The sequence below is a fragment of the Streptomyces caelestis genome (assembly GCF_001279005.1).
Taxonomy (GTDB): Bacteria; Actinomycetota; Actinomycetes; order Streptomycetales; family Streptomycetaceae; genus Streptomyces; species Streptomyces heliomycini.
In genome coordinates this window covers 1-23,872 of sequence record NZ_LGCN01000235.1, presented here as the reverse complement: position 1 = coordinate 23,872, position 23,872 = coordinate 1, and the positions used below count along the sequence as shown (strand labels likewise).

Genomic DNA, 23,872 nt, shown 5'->3' with positions numbered 1-23,872 from the left:
ACGGACCCAAGGGAACACCAACTGACAGGAGAGGCCGTGACCGAGACGACGTCGGACAAGGACCTGAGGGTCAAGCAGAACAAGCTGGACTCGCACCTCCCGCAGGACAGCGCGCTACGCCTCTATCTCGCGGAGAAGGACGAGACCGCCCGCGTGCGCAAACCCCGGCCGGAACCCAGGCTGGCCGACGTGGGGGAGCCGCTGGGCCGCATTCCCCGCACGCTCCTGGTCATGCCCCCCATGTGCATGTACGAGGGCGCGGTCAAGCGGGTCGTCCCCCCGATCGGGCTGTGCTACATAGCCGGGGCCCTGGAGAAGGAGGGCATCGACGTCTCCGTCCTCGACTGCATCGTCGAGGGGATCGACGAGGAGGTGCCGGTCGCCAAGGGCGTGTGGAACATGGGCATGTCGGAGGAACGATTCCGCGCCTACATCGCCGAGAACCAGTTCGACGTCGTCGGATTCACCATGATCTACTCCTCCGACCTGCAGAACCTCTACCGTTACGCGCAGATCGTGAAGGAGGTCCGGCCGGAGACGATCGTGATCGCCGGCGGCCTGCACGCCAGCATCTACGCCCGCCGCTTCCTCCAGGACGCGGTGCGCGACGGCGAGCCGTTCATCGACTACGTGCTGCGCGGCGAGGGCGAGATCCGGCTCGGAGACTTCCTGCGCCACCTGGCCGACGGAAAGATCGACCTGAGCGCGGACGGGCTGGCGGGATGGCACGACGGGAAGGTCTTCGCCAACCCGCAGTTCGCCCGGGTCACCGACCTGGACGCACTCCCGTTCCCCGCCTACCACAAGGTGCCGGTGGAGAAGTACTTCGCCCACAACGTACCGTTCTCGCCCTACCCGCGCGGCAAGCGGGTGCTACCGCTCTACACCTCGCGCGGCTGTCCGGTGGGCTGCACCTTCTGCGCCAGCACCAACTTCTCGAAACAGTACATCGCCCGGTCCGTTGACAACGTCATCGCCGAAATCCGGCACTACCAGGACGCCTTCGGCGTGGACGAGGTCCAGTTCGCCGACGACAACCTGACGTTCGACCGCAAGCGGGCCACCGAGCTGTTCGAGAAGATGGTGCCGCTGGGCCTGCCCTGGTGCACGCCCAACGGCATCATGGTGAACACCCTGAGCGCGCCGCTCGTCGACCGCATGGTCGAGTCGGGCCTGTACCAGATCACCCTCTCGCTGGACAGCGGCAACGCGGAGACGCTCAAGGAACAGCACCGTAAGCCGGTGGACCTGACGAAGGTTCCGGACCTGATGGCCTATCTCTACGACCGGGACGTGCTCATGCACGGCACCCTCGTGGTCGGTATGCCCGGGGAGACCGAGGACCAGGTCAAGGACGGCTTCGCGTTCGTCGAGCAGCTTCCGTTCCACTCGATCAACGTGTTCATCGCCGCGGCGATCCCCGGCTCCGAACTCTTCGAGCAGGCCGTGAGCAACGGCACGATCACCTACGAGGGCGCACTGCACATCGACACCGCCCGCTCCACGCTCCGACTCACCAACATCGCGGCCGAGCGGCTCGAAGAGCTGGTCAGCGGCTTCCTCGAGCGCTACAACAAGGCGATCTACCAACGGGATCCGGAGGCCTGGGAGCGCAAGTACCAGGGGCACAAGGAACGGATGGCACGCATCTGCGTGGGGTCCGCCTCAGCCATCACCTCGACCATCATCAGCGCGGGCACTGCCGGGCCGAACCGGTAGGTAAGGAAACTGTCATGGTGGAAAGCGCAGTCGTCCTCGCGGCCGGTGAGAACCGGCGCATGGGCGCCTCGTCCGGGCCGAAATCGCTGCTCCCGCTCGGCACGGACGCCCCGGACGGTCCCACGTTCCTCAGCCGACACCTGGAACTCGTCCGCAGGGCGGGCGCCGAACGCGTCTTCCTCGTCGTCAACCCGGACAACCGCAAGGCGTTCGAGCCGTTCGCGGACGACGTGGTCCAACTCGTCGTCTGCGGTGACGGCAAGGAGCGCACCGGGTCGAGCGTGAGCATGCTGGCCGGCCTGCGAGCCCTGCTGGCCTGGCGGCCGCAGGGCGCCCGTACGCTGATCAGCGACGCGGACATCGTGTACGAGAGCGCTCTGCTCGACCACGTGGCCGCCGCGCGGGGATCACGGCTGTTCACCATCGAGCGCACGAACGGTGACGCCGAGGAAGTACGTGTCTACGGACGGTCTCCCGCGGAGCCGGTCCTCATCGGCAAGGGCCTGTCGGGCGGCATCACCGGGGGTCTCGACCTGCTCGGCGAGAGCCTGGGCCTGATACTCCTGGACGCCGCCGACACGGTGTCGGTGACCGAACTGACGCTGTGGGCTGTCGGGTCCCCGCCGCGGCTGCGCCCGTACGGGTACGGCGGACGGCTGTCGGAGCACGAGGAGATGTGGCAGTACCTGTTCGCCCTGGGCAGGCTCCAGGTCTCCCGCGTACCGGGAGACCTGCTTTTCTCGGAGTGCGACTTTCCGGAGGACCACGTGTTCGTGCGGGAGGAGCTCTTTCCGGCGATCATGCGGCGGGACCGGGACACGGTCGCCGCCCACCGCTGACGTGGGCACCGGTGCGACCCGCGCCGGTGCCCGCCGGCCGGCCGGGACGGGCCTCGCCGGACCGCCCCGACGTGCTCGGGCCGAGGGCGGTCGCACGGTAGGGGAACGGTCAGTCGGCACGTACCGCCGTGGTCTCCCGCACGGCGGCGTCCCGGGCCCGCGAGTTGGCCTGCTGGAAGGTGTCCTTGTGCGCCGCGGCCCAGGTGTTGGACGCCGTGGTGCCGACGGCCGAGTGACGGAAGACAGGGGCCACGTGGCGGGCGAACAGGTCGAGACTGCGGTGCACTTGCTCGGGCGCGGCCCAGTCCATGAGCGACAGCAGCAGGCAGCCGAATCCCTCGCTGCTCTCCTGGAGCCTGTGGATGGCCGCGACGCAGTCCGCAGGGGATCCGGCGATGATTCCACCGGCGTCCACGGTGTACTCGAACGCCTTGCGGGCGCCCACGCCACTGGTCGCCATCGGCATGCCCATGGTCCTCACCCAGAGGTGCTCGCGCTGGTACAGCCATCCCTCGTACAGCTCCTCGAGGGCCTGCTCGCGGCTGGTGGAGACATGCACCGGCAACAGAAGCCGCCAGTCGGCCCGGTCGGCCGTCCGCCCGGCCGAGGCCGCCGCTTCCTCGTAGTGCCGCCACTGCTCGGCGAGCCGGTCCAGGGCCAGGCCGTGCCCAGCGCGCGGCGCGCCCCAGGGCGGCGCCACGTACGACAGCGGACTGATCCCCTGGGTGCCCGCGAGCCGCATCCCGAACGGCGACAGGGCACTGGCCACGGCGACCTCGACGCCACTCGCGGTGAACGAACGCAACTGCAGGCGCGCGTCGTGGAGTTCGAACCAGTCCTCGGTGGCGCTGACGACCTCGCCGCGCAGCAACGGCAGGATCACCTCCAGCGACTGCGCCGTCATGCGTCTGGTGTCGGCCACGGAAATGCCGAGCATGTGCATGTCGGACACGACGGAACCCGCGCCCACGCCGAGGATGAAACGGCCCCGGGTCAGCTGGTCCAACTGCATCGCCCGCTCGGCTGCCATGAACGGATGGTGGTACGGCAGCGTCATCACGCCGGTCGCGAAGACGATGCGACGGGTCCGCTCCGCGGCCGCCGCGATGAAGAGCTCCGGACTCGTGATGGTGCCCCAGCCGGCGGAATGGTGCTCGCCCACCCAGAACTCGTCGAAATTCAGGTCGTCGGCCAGTTCCGCGAAGGCGATGTCCCGGCGAAGCAGGAGATTCGGATCCTCCCCCGGAGGGTGCAGAGGAGATATGAAACAGCCGAACCGCATTCGGTCCACAGTCGGTCCTTTCCAGGTGCGTCGAAAGGTCTTCGTCCACCGGCGGGCTCTGCCGGGTCACCCTAGAGTCATCGGCCGTCCGGACGCGAGAACGTGTCTCACGTGGTGCCGCACACGATGCCGCTGACGGCTCGAGGCCGAGCGGGTGCGAGGGCCGTCGGCGCGCGTGGCGTCTCCCGTGAGTACGCGTGGCTGGCCCCCATGGTGCTGTGGCCCCTCGCGCAGCGGATCATGCCCGAGGCCGCGAGACGGCCGCAGGGCGGTGGCACCAGGCGGCTGGACGACGAAGCAGTGTTCGCCTCCGTCCTCTACGTGCTGGTCAGCGACTCACCCTGGCGGGCGGTGCCGCACACCTTCGGGACGTCGTGGCAGACGGCGCACCGCCGGTTCCGGCAACTGTGCGACGCCGGACTGTGGGAGCAACTGGAGCGCACCGCCGGCGCGCCCGGAACGCCGCCCCCTCTGAGGTACTGGGCGACGGCCGTCCGCCGTGCCGCCGCCGCGCGAAACGGCTCCCGGCCGGGGGCGCCCGCACCGCCGCTCTGAGGACGGCCACGACCCGCGAGGCGGTCCGCAACGGATGCCCGGCACACCAGGGCTCACCCGATCGCCCCTGTCACGAATCAGGAAGCCGAGGAGAGAGCACATCCCATGAGCGACTTCCGAACCCTGAGCCGCCGGGTGCGGCCGGCCGGCGTGGCGAGCAACGCCGTACTCGGCCGGCCCGCCGCCGAACACGGCGGTCGGCACGGAGGAGGGGGCCGACATTGAGCGCCCCCGAGAAGTTCGGCGTCCTCCTCAGGGAACTGCGGCACCGGACCGGACTGACCCAGAAGGAACTCGCCGATCTGGCCGGATTGAGCATCCGCGCCGTGCGAGATCTGGAGCGCGGCCGGGTGAGCCGGCCCCGTAAGGAGACCGTCCGGCTGCTGGCCGACGCGCTGCGGCTGAGGGACGGCCGACGGGCGGTGTTCCTCGCGGCCGCCGCGGCCCGGTTCATCAGCGGCGAGGAGCCGGTGCCGCGCCCGGCACGGGACGATGCCCTCGAGGAACTGCGGTCCCCGCAAGGGCGGGAGAGGACGGACACCGACGTCTACGCCCTGGCCGAGCTGCTCGTCACCGAGCGGCGCAGGCTGACGGCGGCCACGGAGAAGGCGGCGGACGGCCACGGCGAAATCGTGTTCGTGGCCACCCGCTCCGCCGACTCGGCGCTCAACTGGTCGGTGTTCTGGGCGGCACAGCCCATGTGAACGGACCGCGTCCGCCCGGCCCGGGCCGTGGCCGTCTCCGTCACACCAGGGTCGCGCCCAGCGTGCCGATCCGCTCGTCGGCGGTGCCGGTCACCGGCGTTGCGTCACGGCTGACGAGGAAATCCGGCCGGGTCGGGGCCTCCGGCTCGTTGCCGACGGCGTTGTAGGTGATGAGGAGCAGGGCGCGCCGGTCGGACGAGGTGTTGTTGGTCGACGAGTGCACGATGCTCGGATGGAAGGCGTGGATCTCGCCGGCCTCCCCGGTGACCAGCGCCGTGCCGAGCTCCCGGGCCAGCTCGTCGACCGTGTTCGTGCCCACGGTGTAGGCCAGGTCCGCCGAGACGTGCCGGCGCCAGTCGCCGCTCGCGCGGGCCGGGTCCGGCAGGTCCAGCAGACCCAGGCGGTGCGAGCCGGGGAGCACGGTCAGCGGCCCGTTCGCCTCGTGAATCGGGTCCAGGGCAACCGCCAGGTTGACGGCGTCGGGTCGCTTCATGCCGTCCTGCTGGTTCCAGAACGAGAAGTCCTGGTGCCACGGCCAGGCGGCGCCTTCGTGCGCTTGCTTGAGGTTGACCTTGAACTGGTAGACGTAGACGGGGCCGCCGATCAGCGCCTCGGCGACGGCCACAAGGCCGGGGTGCTGGACCAGGGCGGCGCAGAGGTCGTCGAACGCGTGGCAGCCGTGGATCGCGCGCACGGTGTCGCTGTCCTTCTCGTGCACGACCTCCGGACGGCGTTCGGCGCTGATGGCGTCGACCCGGTCGCGGATCCGCTCGACGGTCGGCGCGTCCAGGCGGAACGGTATTCGGCACCAGCCGTCCGCCGCGTAGGCCGACTTGAGTGCGGCGAGGTCGTTCGGAACGGTCGGGAGTGTGCTGTCCATGAAGCTGGCTCCTGGTCACGTAGGTGGTGTGAAAATGCCCGAGAAGGCCATGGCGAGTGGTCGGCCCGCACGGAAACGACGCCGCCTCACGCGGGTCTCCCCGCGGACACCGGCGCGCGTCCCTCGGCGATCAGCGTCTCGTGAACGCTCCGAAGGATCGCCCCGGCCGTCTCGCGCGGTACCCCGCGGGCCCGCAGACGCAGGGCCCAGGCGTCCGCGCCGTCGTCCATCACACGCAGATAGAACCGCGGGCCCAACGTCAGGAAGGCGGATTCGTAACCGATCCGGCCGTCGTCCTCCTCCGCCACCTCGAACGGCTCGAAGGAACCGGGGTCACCGGACACGCCCTTGACGATGAGGTTGAAGGACCACACCGCGTCGTGCGAGGCGATCGCCGCCGGGAACCGCCCGCACATCTCGTCGATCGCATCGAGGTCGAAGATTCCGTTGCGGAAGGCCTGGAGGCTTCTCAGTCCCAACCGCTGAGCCAGCGCGGTGACAGACGTCCCGGCGGGAACCTCGACGTGCGTCGGCACCCACTGGTTCATCGACGTGACATGGCCGGTCCACGGATTGCCGTGCCGGTTGGAGGACACCATCCGCATCGGGATCGAGCGGACGCCCTGGACCTCGGCGACGGCCTGCGCGTAGGCGGCGAGAAGGAGCGCGAACATCGACACCCCGCTGCGCGCCGCCACCCGCTCGACGGCGGTGCGGGAACGGCGGGAGAGCAACCGGGCCACGAACACCTCGTCCTGCGGTCCGCTGGGCCGCTCCGGCTTGGGCGCGTCCACCAGTGAAGCGGTCAGCGTCTTCTCCCAGTGTCGCTCCGCCGCCCGCAGCCGTCCGCGAAAGCCGTCGGAACGCTGTTGCTCGGCCATCTCGCTCAGTAGGTACGGCTTCCGGGCAGCCAGCGCGTCGGGTTCGCGCAGGGCCGTGAGCATGTCCTCCCACAGGATTTGCTTGGCGGAACCGTCGGCGACGACATGGTGGTTGACCAGTGCCACCTGTACGGCCATGCCCTCACGCGTGAGGACCACCGCCCGCCACGCGTACTCGGACCACAGGGTGAAGGGCCGTGCCGCCGAGTCGGCCAGGAGCGCGCGCACCTCCGCGTCGCTCACGCCGTCGGCCCGCATCACCTCGATCGCGGGCTCCGCGTCCTCGTGGACCAGCTGTCGCGGCGTCGTCGGCTCGCTGATGTCGTACACCGTTCGCAGCGAGACGTGCCGGGCGCACAGTGCGCGCAGCGCGTTCACCGCCCTGGTCGGGGGCACCGGCTCCGGCAGCGTCCACAGGGTGCGCAGATTCGACTCGTGCCACTGCTCGACCGGAAGGTCCTGGACGGCCCGCATCACCGACAACTGCCCGAAAGTGAGCGGCCCCGACGTCCCCATCGTCCATCGTCTCCCACTGCTTCGACGCCGCGGATCCACACCGCCGGCGACTCCTCGTCCGCCGGGCCGATCGCCAAACTCTCGCCAAGCTACCGGTGCCCGCGCCGCGACGGCGGCAGCCACAGCGGCAGTTGCGGAGACCGTGCCGTGCCCGCCCGGGCACCCCGAAGGTCCTGCCAACTGCCTCCGTAGGTGCCGCTCGGCGCGCTTCGCCGCTGCTAGCGTCCTCGCCCATGCTGACGCCCAATCAGTGGGAAAGAGCGGGGAGCGGTCCGCTGCGCCTCGGTGTCGTCGGGGCCGCCGGACGGCTCGGGTCGAGGATCGTCGACGAGTGCGACCGCCGTGGCATCGAGGTCGTGTGGACCGCCACGCGCGAGTCCTGGCGTCCCTTGCCCGGACGGCACGACGAGAAGACCGTGCCCACGGTCGTCGTCGACGCCAGCCGCGGCGCCGTGCTGCCCCGCACCGCCGACCACTGCCGGGCCACCGGAGCGGCCCTGGTGGCCTGCGCCTCCGACCTCGGCTCCGTGGAACGGCAGGCGGCGGCGGAACTGGCCACCGAGGTGCCCGTCGTCCTCGCGACCAATTTGTCGGTCGTCAACTGGCTTCAGCACCGCTTGGTCCGCACCGCGGCGGCGCTGTCACTGAGGCTGCCGGAGATCCCCGACGCGAGCGTCCTGGAGCGGCACACGGCGACGAAACGCGACCGCCCCAGCGCCACGGCGCGCTCCCTGGCCGCTGCCTGGGACGCCGCCGGACCCGGCGCCACCCGTGAGATCGCCTCCTACCGGGCGGGGCTGCCGGTCAGCGAGCACCGGTTCGCGCTCGGCTTCGCCCACGAGACACTGACGATCTCCCACGACGTCCGAGACCTCGGCTCGGCCGCCCTCGGCGCAGTCACCGCCGCGGCCCGGATCCATCGGGCCGCCCCTCGGCTGGTCACGAGCACCGAACTCTTTGACGAGTTCCTGCTCCGGGACGACGAAGCGAACTGAGAGCGGAACCGCACGAACGAGCCCGTGAGCGAACGGGCCGGCCACCGGGGCCGATGGAGGAGAACGTGACCATTCACAGGTACTTCGACTCGGCTGAACAAGCCGAACTCTTCACTCTCGTGACGAAGATCAGCGAGAAGGAACTCGCTCCCGTCGCAGCCGCGTTCGAGGCCCGCGCCGAATTTCCCCGCCAGTTGGTGGCACGGCTCGGCGAACTCGGGGTCATGGGAATGGCCTTCCCGGAGCGCTGGGGCGGAGGCGGCCAGTCCGTCACCTTCTACCTTCAGGTCGTGGAGGAACTGGCGCGCGGCTGGCTGGCCGTGGCCGAGTCGGTGCACCTCCAGGTACTCACCTGCCGGGGACTGGCCCAGTACGGCAAGGACTCCCTGCGCGAGCGATATCTGCCGGCCATGCTGGAGGGACGGCTGTTGGGCGGGAACTGCATGTCGGAGGCCGAGGCCGGATCCGACCTCGCGGCCATGACCACGTCCGCCACGGCCACGGACGACGGCTACGAGATCTCCGGGCTGAAGACATGGGTGAGCCATGCCGGAGTCGCCGACGTGTACCTGGTCTACTGCCGCACCGGGCGCTCCGGCCCGGGCGGCATCTCGTGCTTCCTGGTCGAGGCGGCGCAGGACGGCGTGAAGGTGTTCCCTCCGTTCGCCAAGATGGGCGTCTGCGCCCTTCCGACCGCGCAGGTCGCCTTCGGCGAGGTGCGCGTCCCGGCGGAACGGATGGTCGGCGGCCGCAATCGCGGTATGCTGGTGGCCGCCTCCGTCTTCGACCACGGACGCATGGGCATCTCCGCCTGCGCCGTCGGTCTGGCCCAGGCGGCGCTCGACTACGCGAGCGCCTACGCCAAGGAACGGCGCCAGTTCGGCAGCCCCATCGCCTCCTTCCAGGGCATGTCGTTCATGCTCGCCGACATGGCCGCGCAGATCGCCGCCGCCCGCGCGCTGGTCCTCAGCACCGCCCGGCTCATCGACGACGGATACCCGGCCTCGGCCGAAGCGGCCAAGTGCAAGCTCTTCGCCACCGACACCGCCATGCGGGTCACCACGGACGCCGTGCAGATCCTCGGCGGCTACGGCTATGTGCGCGACCATCCCACGGAGCGGTGGATGCGGGAGGCCAAACTCCTGCAGATCATCGAGGGCACCAACCAGATTCAGCGGGCAACCATCGCCCAGAGCCTGTGACCCCACGCCCCCACACTGAGGAACGTCCGCATGAGCGAGCTGCCCCCGTATGACGTCCCCTTCGCGGGTGAGGAGTCGGACGGCCCGGCCACCTGGGGCCAGCAGGCCTTCTGGGACGGGCTGCTGAGATACGACTGCACCGGATGGAACCGCAACGTCGCGACGGTGGTGCGGCTGCCCGAAGGATCCTCCCTGAACGACACGCTGAACCTGCTCGGCCGGATCACCGACCGCCACGAGGGCCTGCGCACCGAGGTGTACCAGGGAGCGGACGGTCTCAGACAGCGCGTCCACGCACAGGGCACCCTGTCGGTCGGTGAGATCTCCGGCGCACACCCCGCGGACACCGCCCGGGAGGCCGCCCGGCTCCGGGCGCTGCCCCTGGGCACGGACGGCGTCCCGCCGTTCGCCGCCTCCGTGGCCGTCGAGGACGGTCGCCCGCGCGCCCTCGTCCTCGCCTTCTCCCATCTGGTCGTCGACGCCTCCAGCGTCCGCGTGATCCTCGACGGGCTGGCGCGGCCCTCCTGGGAACCCGCGGCCCAGCCCCGGGAACAGGCGCTGCGCGAAGCGGGTGAGTTGCGGCGGACCGGCCTGCGCGCCGCCGGCACCTGGGTGAGAGAGGCAGGCGACACCGTCTTCCCGTTCGCTGCCGCGCACGCATCCCCGGCCGAGGGCCGCGTGGTGCAGCAGGTGCTCACCTCCGCCCCGGCGGCCGAACGGTTGCTCCAGATCTCCGCGGCGCTCGGCGCCGACGCCTCCGCCGTGCTGCTGACCGTGGCGGCGGTCGGGCTCGCCGTACCTCTCGGGCTGAGTCGGCTGCCACTGCAGGTGGTGACCTCCAATCGGCACCGGACCGGTACCAGGAACTACGTGGGAGTCCTCGCCCAGTTCGGTCCCCTCACCGTCGGCCTGGACCCCGACGCCAGCTTCACCGATGTCCTGGCGCGCACCGGACGCCGGGCCATGAGCGCCTACAACAGCGCCCTGTGGTCGCCCGCCGGTCTCCAGGAGGCACTGGCGGCCGCCGGGCGGTCGCTCGACGACGTACTCGGCGCCACCTTGACCTTCAACGACATCCGGGCGGCCACCTTCCCGCCTGTGCTGGACCACCCGGCCGAACCGGATCCGGGCCGGGACCACTGCGTGCATGATCTGCCCCGATGGCCATACCAGGGTGGGCGCTGCGCGATCGCCGTGGTGGGAGGAAAGGACGTCCTGCAGTTCGCCCTGCGCGCCGACACCCGCTACGTCGCCCCGCGGCTCGCCGCGGCACTGCTGCCGGGCATCGACGCCGTGCTGCGCCGGGTCCACGAGAAGGGCGGTTCGGTCCGGATCGGGGAACTGGGGGAAGCGGCGTGAGGGACGGCGGCAACGGCACCGGACCGGGCCTTGCGCCGGCACACACCGGGTCCTGCGGACCGGCGGGCATCTGCCTCTGCAACTGCCGCTGTGAGCTTCCGAAGGCGATTAGGTTGACGGCCGTGAACCGCACGCTGCGGCGAGGGGACACGTGGTGAGCATTCGGGAGCGGGTGCCCGGCGGGACCGATCCGCGGCCCCTGGGCGGTCTTGACGACGCGTTCGGCGCCGGCTGGTTGAGGATGATCGCCCTCGAGCCGGCGCCGCAGGAGCACATGGTGCCGCTGCGTGACGCGCGCCTGGTACGTGTGCTGGGCCTGGTGGAGGACGCCCTGCGCCGGACCGGAGACGGCAGTCGCCGCAGCGTCCCCTCGGCGGGCGCGCTCTACCCTTACGACGTGGTCGTCGTCGGCGGATCGGGACGGCGCCCGCAGGTACTGCGTCCCGACCTGACCCGCGGCATCTGCGCCGCACTCCCGCTGTCCGGTGCCGCCGCGGCGGACCTGCGCGCCGCGCTTGACGAGGACGGCGGCATCGACGGGGCGGACCACGTCGTGCTGCTGGCCCGGCCGTGGCTGTCGATGCGCAAGTACGGGCCCCGAGGACACCTTTACACCCAGCTCGACGCCGGCCACGCCGCCACGAGCCTGCTCGGCACGGCGCTGGGTCAGGGACCCGCGGTGCTGCGTCTGCGGGTGCCGCGGCGACGGATCAGCGCTTGCCTGGATCCCTTCCTGCCGTACCGGGAGGTGCACTCCGTCGTGTCGGTGGAAGCCGCTCGGAAGGACGACCAGGTCCGGGAGACCACCGTGAACCTCACGTCACTTCCCCGGCGGGACGTGGCCGAGTCGATGGAACGATTCTGCTGGTCACAGATACCGGAAGCCCTCAGGGACGGCGGCGACCGGGCGCTGCCCGTCACCTCCGCTCCCGTGGTGGTCGTCGACGACGCACCCGGAGGACTGCGCCGGATCGGTCGCCACGAGTGGCGCCTGCTGACCCGGCTGCGTCAGTCGTGCAAGCGGTTCGACCAGCAGGAACAGCCCGCCGACGGCGTTGCGGCGGCACTGGAGGTAATCACCACCGCCCTGCCCACCGACCTGCCGGACGTGACAGGAGGCGACGGCGGCGTGCGGGTGTCCGTACTGACCGGGCCGGGGCCGATCGCCGACGCCTGCCGCCGCCGTCTGCCGGGCGGCGACATACGCCTTGCGGTCAGCGACGCGGCGAACGACCCCGCCGTCGTCACCCGGCTCTGCCTCGGCCAACGGCACATCGGATGGGCCAAGGCCCTGGTGATGTTCCATCTCCGCACGGAGCGGCTGCTGCGCGCCGGCCGGCCTCAGGATGTGCGGGACGCGCTCTTCCGCGCCTCGGCGGCCGCCCACCTGATCTACCTGGGCGCGGCGCGCAACGGTGTCGCCGTGACCGCGGTGGGCGGATTCGACACCCGCGCGCTGCGGTCCGTCGCCGGCATCGGGGACGGAGAGGAAGCGGTCTACCTGATGGCGCTCGGCGTGGAGGCGGGCACCGGGGGCAAGCTCGACCGTCTGGCGGTTGCGCATGCGCACGGAGAATGAGACAGGTCGGCGCGGAACCCAGTGGTGGAGGCGGACTTGATGCGGCTTCTGAACGATGTGCTCGCCGAACTCACGGCCCGGCACGCCGACAGCCCGGCGGTCGGTGACTCGGGCAGGGTGCTCACCTACCGGGAACTCGCCGATGCCGCGACGGCCTTCGGCACGGCGATCGACAGCTGGTGGCGCTCCGACGGTGCCGCGAACCGGGCGGCGGAACACGGCGGCAGGGCCCGGGCCGGGATCTGCGCGGCCAACTCCGCCGGATACGTGGTGGCCTATGCGGGACTGCTGCGGGCGGGTATGGTGCCGTTCCTGCTCGACCCCGCCCTCGGCGCGCATGAGCTGGCGGCCGTGACCGCCGACTGCGGCATCGACCTCTACGTCAGCGACCGTACGCTGCCGCCCGGCCTGCCCGGCGCCGTCACCACGGAGATCGGGGGCATGCGGGTGACCGCGATGCCCGCCCGGCCGCCCCGTCCCGAACTCCTCGACACCACCGAGGTCTGCCGCTTCACCTCCGGCTCCACCGGCTCCCCCCGGTGCATCGAGTTCTCCGGCGCCGCAGTGCTGGGCGCCGCGCTCAGCTGGCGTGAGGCCACAGGACTCGGCGCGGGGGAGCGGGTCCTGTGCTTCGCCGGACTCTTCAACGGCCTGGCGTTCAACACGTCCCTGCTGGCGACCTTCCTCGCGGGCGCGTCGCTGTGGGTGCCCTCGGGACTGCCCAGCTCCGGGCATGTCGTCAGGTTCCTCCGGGAGATCGAACCGACTCGGCTGACAGGCTTTCCCGCCCTGTACGAGTCGTTGCTCCGCCGTGACCAGTCGGTGCCCGAACTGGCCGGGCTGCGCTCTGCGTTGTCCTCGGCGGCCCCCCTGTCACCACGGACGGCTGCGGAGCTGCGCCGCCGGCACGGACTCGCCGTCTGCGACTACTACGGAGTCGCCGAGGCGGGGCCGCTCACCTACGACCCGGACCCCGCGCCCGGGCGAGGTCTGGGATACCCCCTGCCCGGCGTGGAGTTCGCCTTCGGAGCGCCGGGTCACTCCGACACGTCGGTCAGAGTGCGCAGCAGGTCAATGGGATCGCGCTACCTGAATGCCGCCGGCTTGTTGGAGAGCCGACTGGACGCGGAGGGATTTTACCTCACCGGGGACGAGGGCCTCATCGAGGACGGCCGGCTGGTCCTGCGCGGCAGGACCGGCAAGGGCATCAACATCGGCGGACGGAAGATCGACCCGGTTGAGGTACAGGAGGCGCTTCGTCGCTGCGGGGCCGCCGACGCACTGGTCCTGGCCACGGTCAAGAAGAACGGCGACCCGGTGCTGGTCGCGCTGGTGGATGGCGTCCAGGGGGCGACCGAGCGGGAGTTGCGGGCGCGGTGCCTGGGGCTGCTGGCCGCCCACAAGGTGCCCGAACGCATCTTCACCGTCCCGCGGTTGCCGAGGGGAGGCGCGGGCAAACCGCGGCTTGGCGCCGCTCAGGCCCTCGTCGCCGACCTGATCCAGCAGCACGAGAACGACGCGCTGCGTGAACGGCCCGGAACCCACCGGGCCGAGCGCCCCACGGCCACGCCCGAGGCGGAGCCGTCGTTCCGGCACACCACCCCGCCCCAACCCAACCGAGGAGAACTCGATGCCCGGATCCCAGCAGCTCCTCCAGCGCACCGCCGAACTCGTCGCCGCAGTGAGTGAAGGCGCGGTGAGCGAGGAAGCGGCCCTCTCGGGCAACAGCACGCTCACAGAACTGGGACTCACCTCCCTCGCCTACCTCCGGCTGATCGACGCGCTGGAGAACGAGTTCGGCGTCTACATCGACCTGGAGGAGGACACCTCGTTCCTCGGGTCGGTCGCGGGCCTCGTCCGCTACCTCGACGAGCAGGGCGTGACGGCACAGGAGGCGCGGTGACCGCGCCGGTCGAAGCCCGGCTGCCACCGGTCGTCCGGAAACTGCGGGTCCAGGTGGCGCTGGCGTCCCGCTCGCTGTCGATCGGCGGACACGACGACTTCAACCAAGGACAGGTGTCGGCGCGCATCCCGGGCGCCGACTTCATGCTCATCAAGGGTGCCCTCAAAGGCTTCGACGAGTGCACTCCCGAGGACGTCATCGTCGCCTCGCTGGACCCGAAAGCCCCCGCCCCGCCCCTCGCGCCCCCCGAACTCCCGCTGCACCAGGCGGTCTACGAGGCGCGTCCGGACGTGCACGGCGTCGTCCACAGCCACGCCCCCCACACCCTGGTCTTCGGAGCCACGGATCTGCCGCTGCGCCCCGTCTCCCACGAGGGCGCCTACTTCGAGGACCGGATCGACCGGTTCACGATGACCAGCAACACGATCCTCGACATGACCACCGCACGCGGAGTCGCCGACGCCCTCGGCGACGACCCGGCCGTGCTGCTGCGCAACCACGGCGGCGTCATCGTCGGAAAGTCCGTTCGACATGCCACCGTGCACGCGCATACGCTCGAGCGCGCCTGTCGACTCCAGTTGATCGCCGAGCGGGTGCCGGGCGGTTACCACACGTCGACCCCGGAGGACGTGCTGGCGAAACGGGAGTTCATCTACGGTGACCTGGCGGTGCGTTCGTACTGGGCCCACAGCGTCGGCCGGGTCCGGCGCACCTGGCCCGAGACCGCACAGTGGGCCCGCTTCGAACGGGCCGACGCACCACAGTCCTGACACCCCAGTGAACGGAGACCGGGTCCGGTGGACCGCGAGACCATGCGGCATGTGCCTCCCACGGCCGCCCCGAAGGACGCCTCCGCCGAAGCCGTCGAGGGACGACGCAATCTCGTACTACTGACCATATGTCAATTCCTCTACTACATGGGGATGGGCGTCGACTTGACCCTGACCGCGGTCGTGGGACTGCAACTGGCCCCCACCCCGGTGCTCGCCACCCTGCCACTCACCATCATGGGCACGGCCGCCATGGTCGCCAACTTCTCAGCGGGGCTGCTCAGCAACCGGTTCGGCCACCGCAGGGTGGCGGCCGGCGGCGCGGCGACGGCCGTGGCCGGAGGACTGGTCTCCATGTTCGGCATCCGGTCCGGCGACTTCACGACGCTGTGCCTGGGCACCGGACTGGTGGGGCTCTACAAGGCGACAGGGGGATACTTCCGCTATCTCGCCGCGGACTCCGTTCCCAAGGCGCGGCGTGAAAGGGCGGTCTCCGTCCTGCTGTGTGGCGGGGTGCTGGCGGCCTTCGTGGGCCCGTGGGCGGCGGAGGCCTGCGCCGGGCTGCTGGACACCGAGTACGCGGGCTCCTACCTGCTGGTCTCCGTGCTCGCCGTGGCCGTTATCCCGCCAGTGCTCGCGGTGCGGGACCGGCCGACGGACGAGGAGCAACCGCCGCCCCCGCCCGTACGGGTCCGGACCGCCGCGCGCACCCGAGAGTTCCGCACTGCCTTCGCGGTGCTCACCGTGGCGGGCTGCGTCATGACTCTTCTCATGTCGGCGGGACCGCTGGGCAGCCGCCACGCGGGCCACCCCGACAGCGCCGGGGCCTTCATCATCCAGGTCCACATGGTCGGCATGTTCGCTCCCTCCTTCTTCAGCGGCTGGCTGAACACCGTGCTGGGCCCGCGCCGCAACGCCGTCCTGGGCTCCGCCCTGCTCGCGGCCGGAGCTCTGGTCGGGGCCGTCCATTCGGGCGTGGCCGCGTTCGTCGTGGCGCTCGCCCTGATCGGCGTCGGATGGAACTTCCTCTACGTGGCGGGCAGTACGTTCGTCGTGCGCTGCTATCCGCCACACGCGGGCGGTCGGGTACAGGCCACCGTGGAGGGCGGCACCGGCGTTTTCATCACCGCCTCCTCCTTCGTCTCCGGCTACCTCTTCACCGCTCTGGGGTGGCAAGTACTCAGCACCCTGGCCGCACTGCTGCCGCTCCTGCTCTGTCTGTGGCTGTCGGCCGCCCGACGGGACCCGGAGCCGAGCGACCGGTCCGGCTGAGACGCAGAGCAGGGCGAACCGGCGTTGATCCGCCAGGGGCAGCTCGTCCTGTGGAATTCCCCCTTGAACGTGAACAGCGGGCGGTTACGCTGTGGGGGCGAGACTTGTACTGTCAGGGCCCGGGTTTCGAGTGGGGTGACGTAGCCGTGGACGGGATGCTTCCGCTGCGGCGTTATCGCAGCAGGAACCCGTTCTGCCCATACCTTGCCGTAGCCCCAATTCCTCGATGCGGGCGTGGTGTTCGCGTGAGGCGTATTCCGCTCCGCGGTCCGAGTACGTGATGCATCCCTCCTTCAGGTCACTCCGGTCGGCGGCCATCCGCAGGGCGTCGACGAGCAGGCCGGCCCGGCGGTGGTCGGCCACTGCATAGCTGACCGCGGGGCCTCCCCCTGAGTGGTGGACACGCTGATACTGGCATCTGCTTGATCCGGAGGAAGCGAGAAGACCGCCGATGGCGATGAAGGACTACTCGGACGAGTTCAAGGCCGATGCAGTGGCCCTGTACGAGTCCATGCCCGGGGCGACCTACAAGAGTATCGCCGCCGACCTGGGCAGAACGTCGCGGCGTCGCCCACGAGGCCGCTCGGGCAGGTAAGGCAGCGCCGGCCAGAGCAGGACAGCCGGTACCGTCCGCCGGCCCGGACGAGCGGATCCGGCAGCTGGAGGCCCCGGTGGCCGAGCTTGAGGCGAGCGAGCGGAAGCTGGCCACCGAGCGGGACATCCTGCGCAAGGAGACCAAGTATTTCGCCGGGGAGACGAACTGGTGAACCGCTTCCAGTTCGTCCACGACCACCGGGACGCCTTCGGCGTGAAGCGGTTGTGCCGGGTACTGGGCGTGAACCGGTCCAGCTACTACAAGGGGCGGGACGGGCGGACGCGCGGACCGCGCGGCAGGCCGCCGACCGGGCCCTGGCCGAACAGATCCGCGCCGTCCACGCCGACTCCGACGGCGCCTACGGCTCCCCGCGCATCACCGTCGAGCTCCGCGCCGACGGCCGCAGGATCAACGAGAAACGGGTGGCCCGCGTGATGCGCAAGTTCTCCATCGCGGGCATACGCCTGCGCAAACGGGTCCGCACCACGATCCCCGAGCCGTCGGCGACACCGGTCCCGGACCTGTTCCAGCGGGACTTCACCGCCCCCGCGCCCGGGGTCAAGTACATGGGCGACATCACCTATCTTCCCACCAGGGACGGCGACTTCCTCTGCCCGGCGACTGTCCTGGTCTGCTTCAACCGCCGGGAGGTCGGCTGGTCCATCGCCGCCCACATGCGCACCGAACTCGTCGTCGACGTCCTGCGGACGGCAGCTGCCACCCGCAGCGGCCTGAGCGGCGCGGTCTTCCGCTCCCATCACGGCGCCCAGTACACATCGCGTGAATTTGCCCATCCGTGTCACGAGTCGGGCGTCACCCAGTCCATGGGCGCGGTCGGCACCTCCGCCGACGACACGGCCTGCGAGAGCTTCCACGCCACCCTCAAGCGGGAGACCCTGCGCGGCGCCCACTTGGCGGGTCCGTGTCCGAGAGGGCTGGCGCAGACCTCATTTGCGGTGCTTGCCGCGGCGCGACCGGGAGCGGACGCCGTAGGTGAGGGCGAAGACAAGGCCGAGGCTTTGCAGTACCGCGCAGACGGTGATCAACGTGTGTATGGCCGCCGGACCGGCGACGGCCATGAGGAGGCCGGCGAGGGGGTAGGGCAGGAGCAGGAGCAGCACGGTCACCGACAGTGTGCTGCCGAACACCTCGACGGGGATGAGACGGGATCGCAGAGTGCGCAGTACGACGGCCAGCACGCTGTCGCCGGCCATGAAGACGGCGATCAGCGACAGGTACGCCCAGTAGGAATCGGCGTGCGCGATGAGGAAGCACGGCACGCTCGTCACCAGAGCGGCGCAGCGCCCCACCCTCGTCAGCCCCCACCGGTCGATCATGCCGCGGCAGATGGCGACCGCCAGCAGCGACGCGGCGGCCGCGCAGGACCAGATCACGCCGACCGAGGCGCTGGATCGGCCGAGGTGCTTCACCACGATCACCGGGGTCGCCGCTTCCAGAAGACCGAGGGCCAGGTTGGAGAACGCCAGCCCGGCCACCAGCCACGCGAGCGCCGGGAGCGCGCGCAGGGTGGACCAGCCAGTACGCCATCCCCGTGCGGCGGGCGCGGTTGCTTTTGACGCTTGCGCGGGTGCCCGGCGCATGCGCGGGGCGATGGCGGCCGCCAGTATCGACAAGCCGCCGATCACTGCGAGCATGCCACTGGAGCCGTCCCATTGCAGAAGGAAGCCGCCTGCTGCCGGGCCGACCAGAGCAGCTGTCTGGTCGATGCCCAGGAGGACCGACTGGACGCGGTGTGCCGCGTCGCCCGCGTCCCGGCTGGCGACCGCGCCGACGCTCTCGGCCGCGATGTAGCTGAACTGGGTCAGACACCCCGCGCACGCCGCCAGGAGCATCACCAGGCCCAAGGCCATGTCGTCGTCGGTCATCACCAGGGCGGGTGCCACGCATCCGACGACCAGCGCCCGAGCCGCGGCGGCCAGCCGGAACACCCGTGCGGGTCCGTAACGGTCGACGGCCATACCGGCCGGACCGAACGTGCACAGGCGTGGCGCCCACGTCAGCACGAAGGCGACTCCGGTCAGTGAAGCCGAGTTCGTCGTGCCCAGCACCAACAGCGGGATGCCGTAGGTGGCCATCGAGGAGGCGGTTGCATCCGCGAGACGAGGCAGGTAGATGCCCCGCATTCGGCCATAGGTGATGGTGCGGGCATGCCGGGGCACAGCAGGCCGGACTTTCGTAGCTATCAAGGCGACGGACTTTTCTGTGGACCGTGACGGCGGTCGACGAACGACCTGGACAGGAAAAGGGGCGAAGTCGCTGAATGGGTCCTTTGGGGTGATCTCCTTCCTGGAAGGGTGGGGCAGGCCGCATTCCGGACCGCGGTCACAAGGGCGGGCCCGCTGCCGGGCAAGTCGGGACCGGGCGCCCGCAGCCCACAACTGCCGCAGGGAGCTGTGACGTTTACCGCTCAACAACCTGTACACCTCGAACAGCGTGATCGACTCGCCAAGTGTTACGCCGGGTAAGTCGAGGTCATGTGCGCCGAGGCGCAAATCCTGGAATCTCCAGCACTGCAGCCGACCGCCCCCTCCGGACGATCACGTGCGCTCTTCACCCGAAGGCCTTGAGGGCCCCGGCTCAACGCAACTGACCGCACGACCGGTGTTGGACGTCTGGAGACTGGAGCGTGAGGTTCCAGAAGACGCCCCGGCTCACGGGATCACGGTGCTGCACCTCGCCTCGCGGCACACTTACGGTTTGTGTCATCCAGGACGACATCGACGTCTACACGCAGATTCAGGTCGGCCAGGGCCGCACCGACCTCGTCTCCGTCACCGCCCCAGCCCTGACCACCCTCGCCCGCTCTGCGTCGTCGGCCGGTCCTCCCCGCCGATGCGGGGGGTGTTCCGCGACGGCCGCCGTCAGGGTCTCGACACCCTCCTTCCTCCGACGCGGGGATGTTCCGGGGCCCGAGCCGCCGAAGAAACGACGGCGTCGGCTTTCGCGCCCGTCAGCCTGGGCACTCGGCCACGACCGGGCCGTGGCGCCCAGGCACCTCCCGCGCCAGGTCACGCCGTTTGCCCCCGCGCAGCCTCACAGCCTCCGTCCGCGAAAGAGACACCATGGAATTCGTCACCCAACAGGACATCGCCAAGGCCCCCGGGCACCGGTTCACCGGCAGCGAGGAGACCAGATGGGACGAGCCTGTCACCGACGAGCAGTACCGACGGCCCTGCACCCGTATGGAGGAGGCGGCGCGCCCATGAGCCGTGTGCTGGTGACTGGCTCGGCGGATGGCCTCGGACTCGCCGCGGCGGACGCCCTCCTGTCCGACGGGCACGAGGTGGTCGCGCACGCACGCAATGAGGAGCGCGCGGTGGCCCTCGACACTTTGGCCGCCCGGGGAGCACGCGTCGTGGTGGGCGACCTCATCGACCGTGACGCCGTACGGCGCATCACCGATGAACTGAACGACGCCGAGCCGCTGGACGCGGTCATCCACAACGCCGGCGTGTGGAGCGGGCGTCCCGTAATGCCGGTCAACGTCGTGGCGCCGTATCTGCTCACGGCACTCCTGCGCGGCCCGCGCAGGCACGTGTACCTCAGCAGCGGCTCGCACTTCAGTGGACATCCGTCCTTGTCCGGCGTTGACTGGCGGGGCACCACCGCGGGCTCGTACGCCGACAGCAAGCTGTTCGTCACGGCCCTCGCCTGTGCGGTGGCCCGGCTGCGCCCCGGGGTGCCGAGCAACGCGGTGGACCCGGGCTGGGTGCCGACCAGGATGGGCGGGCCGAGTGCGCCAGACGACCTGGAGCTTGGCCACCGGACACAGGAATGGCTCGCGACGAGCGACGAACCGGAGGCCCTGACCACCGGCGGCTACTGGTACCACCAGCAGCATCAGCAGCCGCACCGCGCGGTCCACGACGAGGCGTTCCAGGACCGCCTGCTGAGGGCGCTGGCCGAGGAGACCGGCACCGCGCTGTGACCCCGCGCGGCCGCTGGCATCAGGGCGGCGACGTTCGCGCCCGCCGGGGAACGGTGGGGCCCCGCCCGCTCAGCGCCCCGGCGACCGGGTCATGCCCCAGGTGAGCGGGCCGCCGTCAGGGAGCGGGACCTCGGCGGTCACGGTGAAGCCGAGGCGTTCGTAGAACCGCACGTTGCGCGCGTCGGAGGTCTCCAGGAAGGCCGGGAAACCCGTCGCCTCGGCAGCCTCCAGACCCGGCCGCAGCACTGCTGCGCCGCGGCCCCGCCCCTGGGCCTCTGGGGCTACCCCGACGGTGGCGAGGAACCACACCGGGTGCGTGGGGCGGTGGGGTGCGAGCGCCTCCTCGGCGGCCTCGTACGCTGCGGCGCGGTCGCCCGCCAGCTCCGGGAGCAGGGAGCCGATCTCGGCGAAGGCCGGAGAGGGGTCCTGCTCGGGAGTCGTCCAGGCGGCCACCGCCAGACGGTCGTCGGTGACCCAGGAACGGCCGTGGCGCAGCGCGACGCGCGTCAGGAACAGTTCCTGAAGACGACGGACGCGCCGCTCGTGGTCGTCGGCGGCGACGACGTGCCGGGTGAACGGATAGTCCGCGAACGCGCGGGTCAGTACCTCCACGCACGCGGGTACGTCGTCGTGCGTGGTGCGCCGCGTGGGCGGGATGGTGACGGACATGGTCTGCTCCAACTCGGGGATCGTACAGGGCGGGGAGAGCGTCGACCGGTCAGGCGGGCGCGGGGGCGGCGTCGCGCAGGCCGGTCCAGAGCCGGCGTTCATCCGGCGCGGGGTCGACGAGCACGGCGGGCGCGCCGTCGCCCAGACGCATGACAAAACGGCGTCCGCCGTAGGCGGGCCAGTGCGGCAGGGCGCCAGCGGGCGCGTCGGCGGGTTTTCCCGTACGGGCGAAGGAGAGCCAGGCCCGGCGCATCAGGTCGGACAGTTCCGGCGGGGCGCCGGGGCCGGTCAGCGGGGAGTCCAGGTTGCCGAAGACGTAACCGACTTCAGCCATGTGGCAGGCGCCGAGGGCACCGCCGAGCGCGGGGGAGGGGCGGGCGAACTCGTACACGTAGGTGTCCGCCCCGTGCGCGGCGCGGGACTCGGCCACCCGGAGCGCGGGGACGCGGTAGGCGTGGTCGCTCATGGCCGCGGACAGCAGATCGCCCGGGGTCGCGCCGGGGTGCTTCGCGGAGTAGACCGCGCGGGCCCGCTCGGGAGCGAGCCCGAACTCGGCGAGGAACCCGGTCAGCACCTCGTCCGTGATCCTCGGTCCCATCCCCAACGGGACCAGGAAGAGCCGGAACTCGTCGCTGGTGGTGCCGGTGAGCAGGTCGACGTCGCGACCGGCTCCGCCGGCGATTGCGTCGACCGGGCGCTGCGGCAGGGTGGTTCCGTCCACGACGGGCAGCACGGTGGTGCCGCCGCCCGCCGACTCGCCCCACTGGGCGGGATCGGTGGCCCGGGCGATCTCCTGGCCCAGGGCGGCGTTGGCGGTGACGAGCCGCTCGGGCGGTACGACGGCCAGGCCCTCGCGCGTCGGCTCCGTCCCGGCGAGGGCGGCCAGCCGCTCGGTGATGCGGCGGGCGATGTCCTCGGGGTGGCTGTGGTGGCCGGCCCCGCTCTGCGTGATCGCCCGCCGGAACAGGCCCCGGGCCTGCGGCATGGCCATGAGCGTGGTGATGCCGATGGCCCCGGCGGACTGGCCGAAGACGGTGACGTTGTCCGGGTCGCCGCCGAACTGGGCGATGTTGTCGCGAACCCATTTCAGCGCGGCGATCTGGTCCAGCAGACCGAGGTTCGCGGTGCCGTCGGGGAGGAGCAGGAAACCCTCCGCGCCGAGCCGGTAGTTGAGGGTGACGCAGACGGCGCCGTCCGCGGCGAGCCGCGTGCCGTCGTAGGAGGGCAGTGAGGCGGAGCCGTTACGGAAGGCGCCACCGTGGATCCACACCATGACCGGAAGCCGACCTCCGGTGAGGCCCGGGGCCGGCGTCCACACGTTGAGGTTCAGGCAGTCCTCACCGGTGCTCACGGCTTCTTCCAGCAGGGCGGCCATCGCCGGGTGGTAGCCGGGCTGCGGCGCGGCGGGCCCAGGGACGAGCGCGTCACGCACTCCGGCCCACGGCTGCGGCGGCTCGGGTGGCATGAAGCGCCGTGGGCCGAACGGCGGGGCCGCGTAGGGGATCCCCAGGAACGCCGCCACCTCGCCCTTCCACTGTCCGCGGATCGTGCCTGCCAGGGTGGGAACGATGACGTGCATGGGGCCTCGCAATCTATGATCTTGCCCAGTCATCCTTTCCGGCCGCCCTGGGGACGGACAAGTCGTTTTCGGACCGGTCGGACAGGTCGCACCGGATTGGCCCGGTCTGTTGTGCCCCAGGCGGCAGGCGGCCCGGTGCCGCCCTTGCCGATCCCGTCCGGGACCGCGTCATCAAGCACGTCGTGCGTGACCCCGTGTCGGAGGTGCACGAGGGTGGCCAGGAGCCGGTCGACGAAGACCAGCCGGTGCTTTGCGCCCGCGCCCACAGCGCGCTTTCGTGGCCGGGACGCGAGTCTGCCCTGGTGCCGTTCATGCCACAACGGGCCAAGCTCAGCCACGAGTTCAGCGATCACGTCGATTGACAGGCCGGTGATCCTCCGGTCGCTGATGATCGCTGCACGAGACGCGTTCCCCACCACACGAACATGATCGACGATCAGAAGATCGATGCCTCACCGCCTGCCGTGCACGAGCTCGTTACTGAGCTTGTCGGCGTGATGTCGTGAGGCCGGCAAGTGACGACTGTCGCGGTATGCCGGAAGTATGAGGTATCCGCAAGGTGGCGGCCTGACCGCCGAGCGGCGGGCGTTTCGTGAACGCATCCGTATGGAGGCGGCCGGGATG

21 protein-coding genes and 2 pseudogenes are annotated in these 23,872 nt (G+C 70.8%); 17 read left to right on the top strand and 6 right to left on the bottom strand.

The features are described 5' to 3' along the window. The first annotated feature begins 36 nt into the window (after positions 1 to 36). Both ADK41_RS30905 and ADK41_RS30900 read left to right on the top strand, forming a co-directional pair. Entirely contained in the window at positions 37 to 1,719 is a 1,683-nt protein-coding gene (locus ADK41_RS30905; RefSeq protein ID WP_030835953.1) for an Sden_1168 family B12-binding radical SAM P-methyltransferase, read from the top strand. A gap of 14 nt (positions 1,720 to 1,733) precedes the next feature. Next, positions 1,734 to 2,558 (top strand): Sden_1164 family protein, encoded by an 825-nt coding sequence (locus tag ADK41_RS30900; protein WP_030835951.1) that lies wholly within the window; start codon positions 1,734 to 1,736, stop codon positions 2,556 to 2,558. Positions 2,559 to 2,667: 109 nt separating this feature from the next. Here ADK41_RS30900 and ADK41_RS30895 read toward each other — a convergent pair whose 3' ends face one another. Then, positions 2,668 to 3,840: an LLM class flavin-dependent oxidoreductase gene (locus ADK41_RS30895; RefSeq protein WP_037805276.1), complete on the bottom strand. Its 1,173-nt coding sequence runs from the start codon at positions 3,838 to 3,840 to the stop codon at positions 2,668 to 2,670. 210 nt (positions 3,841 to 4,050) lie between these two features. Here ADK41_RS30895 and ADK41_RS30890 point away from each other — a divergent pair, with 210 nt between their 5' ends. After that, positions 4,051 to 4,395 (top strand): transposase, encoded by a 345-nt coding sequence (locus tag ADK41_RS30890; protein WP_051843628.1) that lies wholly within the window; start codon positions 4,051 to 4,053, stop codon positions 4,393 to 4,395. A 221-nt stretch (positions 4,396 to 4,616) separates the two neighbouring features. Beyond that, positions 4,617 to 5,099, top strand: a complete 483-nt coding sequence (locus ADK41_RS44380; RefSeq protein WP_030835945.1) for a helix-turn-helix domain-containing protein — start codon at positions 4,617 to 4,619, stop codon at positions 5,097 to 5,099. A gap of 40 nt (positions 5,100 to 5,139) precedes the next feature. Here ADK41_RS44380 and ADK41_RS30880 read toward each other — a convergent pair whose 3' ends face one another. Both ADK41_RS30880 and ADK41_RS30875 read right to left on the bottom strand, forming a co-directional pair. Further along, positions 5,140 to 5,979: a phytanoyl-CoA dioxygenase family protein gene (locus ADK41_RS30880; RefSeq protein ID WP_051843626.1), complete on the bottom strand. Its 840-nt coding sequence runs from the start codon at positions 5,977 to 5,979 to the stop codon at positions 5,140 to 5,142. A gap of 86 nt (positions 5,980 to 6,065) precedes the next feature. Further along, positions 6,066 to 7,376: a condensation domain-containing protein gene (locus ADK41_RS30875; RefSeq protein ID WP_078662206.1), complete on the bottom strand. Its 1,311-nt coding sequence runs from the start codon at positions 7,374 to 7,376 to the stop codon at positions 6,066 to 6,068. 233 nt (positions 7,377 to 7,609) lie between these two features. On the opposite strand from ADK41_RS30875, the gene ADK41_RS30870 reads away from it, so the two are divergent. The 9 genes and pseudogenes from ADK41_RS30870 to ADK41_RS44375 all read left to right on the top strand — a co-directional run. Further along, on the top strand, positions 7,610 to 8,371 hold the full coding sequence (locus ADK41_RS30870) for a dihydrodipicolinate reductase C-terminal domain-containing protein (protein ID WP_051843625.1): 762 nt from the start codon (positions 7,610 to 7,612) through the stop codon (positions 8,369 to 8,371). Between the two features lie 65 nt (positions 8,372 to 8,436). After that, positions 8,437 to 9,573 (top strand): acyl-CoA dehydrogenase family protein, encoded by a 1,137-nt coding sequence (locus ADK41_RS30865; protein ID WP_030835934.1) that lies wholly within the window; start codon positions 8,437 to 8,439, stop codon positions 9,571 to 9,573. 30 nt (positions 9,574 to 9,603) lie between these two features. After that, positions 9,604 to 10,932: a hypothetical protein gene (locus tag ADK41_RS30860; protein ID WP_030835932.1), complete on the top strand. Its 1,329-nt coding sequence runs from the start codon at positions 9,604 to 9,606 to the stop codon at positions 10,930 to 10,932. A gap of 154 nt (positions 10,933 to 11,086) precedes the next feature. Continuing rightward, the gene (locus ADK41_RS30855; RefSeq protein ID WP_158717729.1) at positions 11,087 to 12,511 is read left to right on the top strand and encodes a nitroreductase family protein; all 1,425 of its coding nucleotides are present in this window, start codon (positions 11,087 to 11,089) and stop codon (positions 12,509 to 12,511) included. A 39-nt stretch (positions 12,512 to 12,550) separates the two neighbouring features. Next, complete coding sequence (locus tag ADK41_RS30850; protein WP_158717728.1) at positions 12,551 to 14,200, top strand: class I adenylate-forming enzyme family protein; 1,650 nt, start codon at positions 12,551 to 12,553, stop codon at positions 14,198 to 14,200. Continuing rightward, positions 14,142 to 14,414 (top strand): acyl carrier protein, encoded by a 273-nt coding sequence (locus tag ADK41_RS30845; RefSeq protein ID WP_030835918.1) that lies wholly within the window; start codon positions 14,142 to 14,144, stop codon positions 14,412 to 14,414. Before ADK41_RS30850 ends, ADK41_RS30845 begins: the two co-directional genes overlap by 59 nt. Further along, positions 14,411 to 15,184, top strand: a complete 774-nt coding sequence (locus ADK41_RS30840; protein WP_051843618.1) for a class II aldolase/adducin family protein — start codon at positions 14,411 to 14,413, stop codon at positions 15,182 to 15,184. The genes ADK41_RS30845 and ADK41_RS30840 overlap by 4 nt, the downstream gene beginning before the upstream one ends. A gap of 27 nt (positions 15,185 to 15,211) precedes the next feature. Next, positions 15,212 to 16,456, top strand: coding sequence for an MFS transporter (locus tag ADK41_RS30835; RefSeq protein WP_030835915.1), 1,245 nt, complete (start codon positions 15,212 to 15,214; stop codon positions 16,454 to 16,456). 823 nt (positions 16,457 to 17,279) lie between these two features. Next, a pseudogene (locus ADK41_RS44375) lies at positions 17,280 to 17,956 on the top strand (IS3 family transposase); the annotation flags it as partial. Positions 17,957 to 17,998: 42 nt separating this feature from the next. Here the strand turns inward: ADK41_RS44375 and ADK41_RS30820 are convergent. Next, positions 17,999 to 19,195, bottom strand: a complete 1,197-nt coding sequence (locus ADK41_RS30820) for an MFS transporter (protein ID WP_199822424.1) — start codon at positions 19,193 to 19,195, stop codon at positions 17,999 to 18,001. A gap of 939 nt (positions 19,196 to 20,134) precedes the next feature. On the opposite strand from ADK41_RS30820, the gene ADK41_RS41855 reads away from it, so the two are divergent. Both ADK41_RS41855 and ADK41_RS30815 read left to right on the top strand, forming a co-directional pair. Beyond that, positions 20,135 to 20,278, top strand: coding sequence for a hypothetical protein (locus ADK41_RS41855; RefSeq protein WP_158717726.1), 144 nt, complete (start codon positions 20,135 to 20,137; stop codon positions 20,276 to 20,278). Further along, on the top strand, positions 20,275 to 21,000 hold the full coding sequence (locus ADK41_RS30815) for an SDR family NAD(P)-dependent oxidoreductase (protein ID WP_030835909.1): 726 nt from the start codon (positions 20,275 to 20,277) through the stop codon (positions 20,998 to 21,000). Before ADK41_RS41855 ends, ADK41_RS30815 begins: the two co-directional genes overlap by 4 nt. 69 nt (positions 21,001 to 21,069) lie before the next feature. Here ADK41_RS30815 and ADK41_RS30810 read toward each other — a convergent pair whose 3' ends face one another. Beyond that, the gene (locus ADK41_RS30810; protein ID WP_030835904.1) at positions 21,070 to 21,669 is read right to left on the bottom strand and encodes a GNAT family N-acetyltransferase; all 600 of its coding nucleotides are present in this window, start codon (positions 21,667 to 21,669) and stop codon (positions 21,070 to 21,072) included. A gap of 49 nt (positions 21,670 to 21,718) precedes the next feature. Beyond that, complete coding sequence (locus ADK41_RS30805) at positions 21,719 to 23,248, bottom strand: carboxylesterase/lipase family protein (RefSeq protein WP_030835902.1); 1,530 nt, start codon at positions 23,246 to 23,248, stop codon at positions 21,719 to 21,721. Between the two features lie 182 nt (positions 23,249 to 23,430). Here ADK41_RS30805 and ADK41_RS41850 point away from each other — a divergent pair, with 182 nt between their 5' ends. Then, on the top strand, positions 23,431 to 23,610 hold the full coding sequence (locus ADK41_RS41850; protein WP_158717725.1) for a hypothetical protein: 180 nt from the start codon (positions 23,431 to 23,433) through the stop codon (positions 23,608 to 23,610). Between the two features lie 181 nt (positions 23,611 to 23,791). Then, positions 23,792 to 23,872 (top strand): annotated as a pseudogene (locus tag ADK41_RS44370) (helix-turn-helix domain-containing protein); the annotation flags it as partial.